Here is a 6,165-nt window from a genome sequence, read left to right as displayed (position 1 = left end):
CTTTTGGTGTAGAGGCTGTGATCAATCCTTTGTATTTTCTTCGTGGGTTAGAATGTTTAATATTTCCCTTTTCCGGTCATGTGTACTAGGTAAGGTGACATATCAGGTTTTTCTAATGGCGATAATCTAAAGGTAGGGGTAGCAATCTGATACTCTCTCCATGTAACATACGGGCTATACGGTGGTAGTGTCATATCAATTCCCCTCAATGTATACTTAAATAACTATAGCCCACCCTATCTTGTATTTATTTTTGACATACATTTGTTAAACATTTTGAAGAACCTGTTTGGCGTAATAGTTTATGGCAAGGATGACACGCAGTTTTTTTTGTCCCAAACTAGTAAAATTAACTGTGGTGATTTTGTGTATTTGGGTAGTACACTGTTATACATCGTAGGACATTTGTAGTGGTTTCCTGCGATAATAATTATAATAAAATCAATTGGTTATTTTTCAATTGACGGGCTCATAATCCGTTGGACCTAGGTTCAAATCCTAGTTAGCCACCAACAAAATCAATTAGTTACGGTAGTTTTCAGAAAATTCAAAAAAGTCATGTAGACAGAAAATTAAGTAGACATTACTATTTGATAATCTCAAACCCAAATCAATAAGAAACGCATCTTCATGCTAATTTTCAATTGTACTAAAGCTGCTTCAGCTTTTTTCACTACTATCTGCAAGGGCAATAAACTATCTCCCATGTCACCAACGCCGGAAAGAGAACTTGCTGAAGAACCTAGCTTGCACAATCCCCAACAGTGGCATTGGATGATTCATGTGAAAAAATTTGGTCACAGAAATGTCTTACTGGCAATGGATACAGACTCACGTTTCTGTATGCTTTTTTGGGGATTAAAAAAGGGAATATTCAACAGTTTCTTGAGCAATTTCACGACCGATTTAGTCTCCATATTGTTGCTGTTATTAATATGGGAGGACAAGATGAAACACTATTAAAAACAAGCATGGAGTCATTCTTAGAAAATCACCAAGAATATGCATTTATTCCGCGAGGCGATCGTTCGGTACAAGCGCATATCAATGATGCACTTATGAATCTCCAATATGAACAACATCGGTGGGAAGATGATGTGCCTACTGAAGAAGAACTATTCATTAGCGATTTAAGACACAACGACACCCCGAGAAAACGTAAACAAGATAAAGACTACATATTCCCAACTGAAATACTATTTAGTACTTGGCTATCTCGTTATGCCCATTTAGATGAACAAGCCATTGAGCAGACTATCAACCAATATCGGCAAACAAATAGTCAACTATGGAGATTTCAATTTGATACCGAGCTTGATATTAATGGTCTAAATTTTGATGAAGATGAACCTGACATTGCAGAGGCATTTTCTGATGGTATTTTATCGTTAAACGACTATATTAAACAAAAAACTGACACTCTAATATCCTGGTAATGTAGTTTTAATTCTGCGTCACTGCAACTTCCGTGCAGTGACGCAGGAAAATCGAACATCTTTAGCCCTTCCATAACAAGCATCAAAAAGCTATTTGTCCTGACGCACCAGATAAGATAGGACAAAATATTCCCCGCAATGGTCTTGCCCCCAGATCGGCACTTTGCTATTTTTTAGATGAAGCATGACTGATGAATCGGTGAAAATCCGATGAAACGCTTAGGCGTCTTATGCTAAGCCACCCTCATTCCCTAACTTTGTGGCTGGACGTGTAGTCGGGAAACCTTCAGGAACCTTTACCATCCGGTAAAGGGAGTTCTTCGGGACTCTAAGTCATTTCATTTGACCATGGAATTAGAAGATAAAGCCCCTGCTTTATCGCTTACATTCACTTTATTTTATTAAGGAGAAAAATTACCAAAAAACCATAGCGGTACCGGCGAGATCGTTTGCCTTATAACGATTGATTTGCCCCCTTCTTCGAGCTTTACGGCTTTTGCCGGGTTTCAACAGAGAGTGAACCGCTCGACCAACACTAAACAATACACAGGGCAAATTCTTTTTTAACTTATTTTTGCGGATAGGAAGATGCGTAGACAATCCTTAAGACAATTCGCTAATCGACAAATTAAACTGGACAGGCAAGGTAAATACCTATATCGGAAACACCGTGCTTATGTCATCCGTAAGATGATTGATGATTTGTTTGTTATCCGGCAAGTGCCGCCTTCATGGCAGGCTTTGCAGTCTGAACAGGTTCGCAAGCTGGTACGTTACTGGAAAAACAAAAGGTTAACCCAGTCACCATTATGCGATATATGACCATTATTCGCCGTTTTCTGCTGATGAGCGATTGTTCTATCACCGATATGGATAATCAATCGCTTGAACTCTCAAGACCTAAAGCTAGAAAAAAGAGGAAGAAAATAATTCCTACAGATATTTGGAAGTCACTTAATGACCCTTTAGCCAGAGTAATCATGGGATTACAAACCGAGTTTGGACTCACTTTCAAAGAAGCGATTCTGATTAAACCCCATATCCAAGTCCGCGAATGTTCTCTCTGGATAACCCGAGACATCGCTTTTAACTCCAGCGACCGTACCATTCCTGTTCGAACTGAAAACCAGAAAATGATACTCAATCTTTTTAACTGGCTCACTCAACAGCATGATAATTTGCTCCGATTAAAATCCTATGAGGAAATCCGCATCATTTGGCGCAGTGCCTTAGCAAAACACCGTCTATCCAGCATCAAAAGTTGGCGTTATTTGTATGCAAAGCAAATGTATACTTACCTGCTGCCAGAATGCAGGAATTATAAAACCTGTTTACTGATTCGTGATGAGATGGGAATAAAATCGCGCAATACTCTTTGGACGTATCTTAAAAATTAATTGGGACAAATGGGACATGTGGGACAGCCCATAAATACTGGCTTAGAGCCGTCCCCATATGTCCCACCACTTTAAATAATGGGACAAATTTCTAAGGGCTTATTCCCCACCCCAAATTTTATCGGTAAACACGTATAATCTGGGTGTCCCTATTCCTTTAATTCTTGGCTTATGAGAAGGCAAACCATCTGCTGCCGGCTTTAACCAACCTTCATTCATTAATACCCGAACTACCGTTCTAGGCTCAAATCCCTGGCATAGTTCATTTTTAAATACTTCCGTTAGTACCATATAGACACGAAAACCCGCATCATCGGTATGATAAAACCCAGCACGATTCTGAATCCGTTCATTGTTTGGTGTTCTTATATTATCAAACCGACTAGCGCCGTGGGACTCAAAGAAAGCCCGAACTTGCGCTAATATTGCCCTCTCTTCCCGATTGCCTTCCCTACCAAAATGATCCAGCCATGCTTTATAGCACTTATAAGCTGCAGCAAAAGATTCTCCTTCTTTCCATCCAGTCAATCCATATTGGCTAGCCACTTCACCAGCAACAGCAACCAACGCAAAACGTCGAGCCACACGGATAATCTGCCCCGTTGAATCAGGTAAGACAACACTATTCACAAATTCTTGGATTGCATCAGAAATGTTTGTTGTAATGCTTTGTTGATTTGCAACCACTTTTTGCAGCCATGCCATACCCACAGCACCATAATATTTGCTGGAATATTCCTTCAAGGATAAAGCCATAGTAGCCGGACTGAGTTGATTATGAATTGTTTCAAAAATCCCTTTATGCAACCCAGCATCGGCTTCAATATCTGCTAATCGAATCTCTTGCCCTGCATTGGTTTTTTGCCCTGCTCTAGCCATCAGAGACATTAAGGATTCCTCTCCAGCAGAGAGAAAGAATAATGACCATCGAGGCGATAATTTAACTGTTCCCTGGCGAGAGGCTCGTGTTTTGCCTTGGCCATTGGCCAGCAAGTAAGCCGCCTCCCCAGCCTCTTTAGGATCTAACTGACTTAACTCATCAAGAATAAGGAAGCCATCGTTATGCAAAGCCGCGAGTCCTTCAAGACCATTTGTAGTACTGCGCCATAATCGGCAATAAGCTTGCGGATTACCCCAAACTGAAGCAGCCACTTTTAAAGCAGTGCTTTTACCACTTGAGGAAGCACCTCTGAAATGAAACCCACCTGAGTCTTCACCAACAATCTTTGCCAAAGCAGGGGCAAAAGCAGTAGAGATGGCAAAAACCAACCGAGAATTACCAGAGGCAAGCTGACCTATTGAGTCTCGCCAATCATCTACAGTACCCGATACAGATAGAGCTGACTCAACTGCATGACTATTTTGAAAAACAATTTTCTCAGATGAATGACCAATTGTCTGTGACGCAGTAACAAAAAGGTTTCCATGCCAACCCAATTTATCGACACAACGCGCTCTGTCTTCTACAGGAAAGACCTGCAAATAAGTAGTCAGCAAATCGCGGGAAATTTTATGGGGTGAGATAGTTAGACCAAGGCATGCCAGTTCCCGCCTTACTTCTGAAGCATCACCTTGTAACAAAGCCAGGGGCATTGCCCATTGGTGAGTAATTCCATCATCATCCTGCCATTCAAGTAAGCGACCCCACTCCCCACTTTTGGCATCACGTGTTTTAGCTACCACATACAAAGGAGAACAAATCCACCGTGGCGCCATTGAATTACCGTCTTTATCTTTTCCAAGAAAAGACAAACCCTGCTCATTTAATTTAAAACAACCACCAGCGTATTCATAAGTTACAGGATTATGGCCGTTTTTGTTTTTATCGTAATAATTTGATTTTGCAGCATCGCTCTTTCTCCAGCGGAGTTCATGGAACATAGGAATCCTAGTCTTTCGTGAACAATCTATTTCGATGAGAGTTATTCGTTGACCAATGACAAGGCTTGCCCTTCGTCACAAGTAGAGCGATAGATTTTCTGTTGCTGGAGAAAAGACAACACGTCACTTTTACGATATAAAACCTTACGGCCTATTTTAAGATAAGGAACGCCTTTTCCTTCCCAGCGATTGCGTTCTAAAAGCTGGGTAGAGCAGTCTAAAACAGCAGCCAACGTTTGTTGCTTAAACAACGCAGAATTGGGCGCAGATTCAAATTCATTTAACAGTTGTAAGCGAGATGTTTTCTTATTCATATGGAACCTCATCAAATGATTATTCATTCAGCTTAATGCCGACGGTATGCATCCCTTGCGCGATGAATATCAGTTGACTGTCCGGCCGGATTCCCTTGAGGGAAAAAGTCGTGATATTTCATTTTCCATGACTTCTATAAGACCGTAGACCTATAAAAGTTTACAACTCGAGCAAAGTATTGCTTGGAATTTAAAAGAGTGTCAAGCGTGTTTAGAGCCTTGATACTAAATGATATTGATTGATACTAAAAAAATTTAAGGAGAGATTTGTCCCATTTGTCCCATATGAATTTTTGGTATTGGGACACCTATAAACCTGTGTTTATGCGGTTGTCCCAATGCCCCAAATGTCCCACTTATTTTATAATAGTTGTACAACAAAATTTATATTAAGATTCACATGTTCCACCTGCCCATCTGGAATTTTTTGCTTACCAAACCAATCTACTTTTCTTCCAATAGATGTTCAGCTTTAATTACCCCAAACCGCAGCCCGACAATAATTGCACTGGTAATATTTCGACAATCTAATTTTTGGAAGATGGATTGTCGATATTGAGTAACTCTCCGTATGGAGACTTTTAGAAACGCCGCAATTTCTTTAAGCCCTTTACCTTGTGCAGATAAATACAGGCATTGCTTTTCCTGTTCGCTTAATCGGAGGTCAAAAAATATTGGTTGTCTTATCCAGGTATGAGAAAGCAGCGCCTGGATTTCGGATAATTGTTTCGAGGTGGGATTAGAGTTACCCAAATAATCCAGGTAATTTTTTGCAAACACTTTAAAAAAGGGACTATCGATTAAATTTGTTTTCCTTAAGGCTTCTCGCTTCGTTGTCACCATTATTTTTCCTTTATTTTTTAAAGGTGTGACTTAGCACAGGAATTATTGAAAAAATAATTCCCGTGTCTCTAGTCGCTGAAATAATTAAGATTTTTGGTTAAAAGCGAATTAAAAGCACACTCTAACCATGCTCTTAATGCTCAAGCTGTGTAAATAATGGGAAATTTTGGCGGCTTCTTACGGACATGCCATTGAAATATAAAACTGAAATAGACTAAGATTCGTTTAGCCATTTTATCTCCTAGTGTAGATAACTTGGTTAGCTGGCGGGGAGGCGCTCGAATTCCTCTCTGT

At 40.1% G+C, this 6,165-nt stretch carries 2 protein-coding genes and 3 pseudogenes; 2 read left to right on the top strand and 3 right to left on the bottom strand.

Features of this window, described 5'->3' with window-relative positions; all coding sequences use genetic code 11:
* Positions 1–630 precede the first annotated feature (630 nt).
* Both BN58_RS09060 and BN58_RS23670 read left to right on the top strand, forming a co-directional pair.
* A pseudogene (locus BN58_RS09060) lies at positions 631–1,436 on the top strand (DUF6933 domain-containing protein).
* 588 nt (positions 1,437–2,024) lie between these two features.
* Positions 2,025–2,833 (top strand): annotated as a pseudogene (locus BN58_RS23670) (integrase).
* A gap of 99 nt (positions 2,834–2,932) precedes the next feature.
* Here BN58_RS23670 and BN58_RS23665 read toward each other — a convergent pair.
* The 3 genes and pseudogenes from BN58_RS23665 to BN58_RS09040 form a co-directional block, all read right to left on the bottom strand.
* Positions 2,933–4,683 (bottom strand): annotated as a pseudogene (locus BN58_RS23665) (DUF927 domain-containing protein).
* Positions 4,684–4,755: 72 nt separating this feature from the next.
* Positions 4,756–5,028, bottom strand: coding sequence for a MerR family transcriptional regulator (locus BN58_RS09045; protein ID WP_026069375.1), 273 nt, complete (start codon positions 5,026–5,028; stop codon positions 4,756–4,758).
* A 444-nt stretch (positions 5,029–5,472) separates the two neighbouring features.
* Positions 5,473–5,871, bottom strand: coding sequence for a response regulator transcription factor (locus tag BN58_RS09040; RefSeq protein WP_019216543.1), 399 nt, complete (start codon positions 5,869–5,871; stop codon positions 5,473–5,475).
* Positions 5,872–6,165 lie beyond the last annotated feature (294 nt).

This window comes from Legionella tunisiensis, from assembly GCF_000308315.1.
GTDB lineage: Bacteria > Pseudomonadota > Gammaproteobacteria > Legionellales > Legionellaceae > Tatlockia > Tatlockia tunisiensis.
Note: the sequence above shows the minus strand (reverse complement) of the source record. Positions and strands in the feature narration are given on the sequence as shown.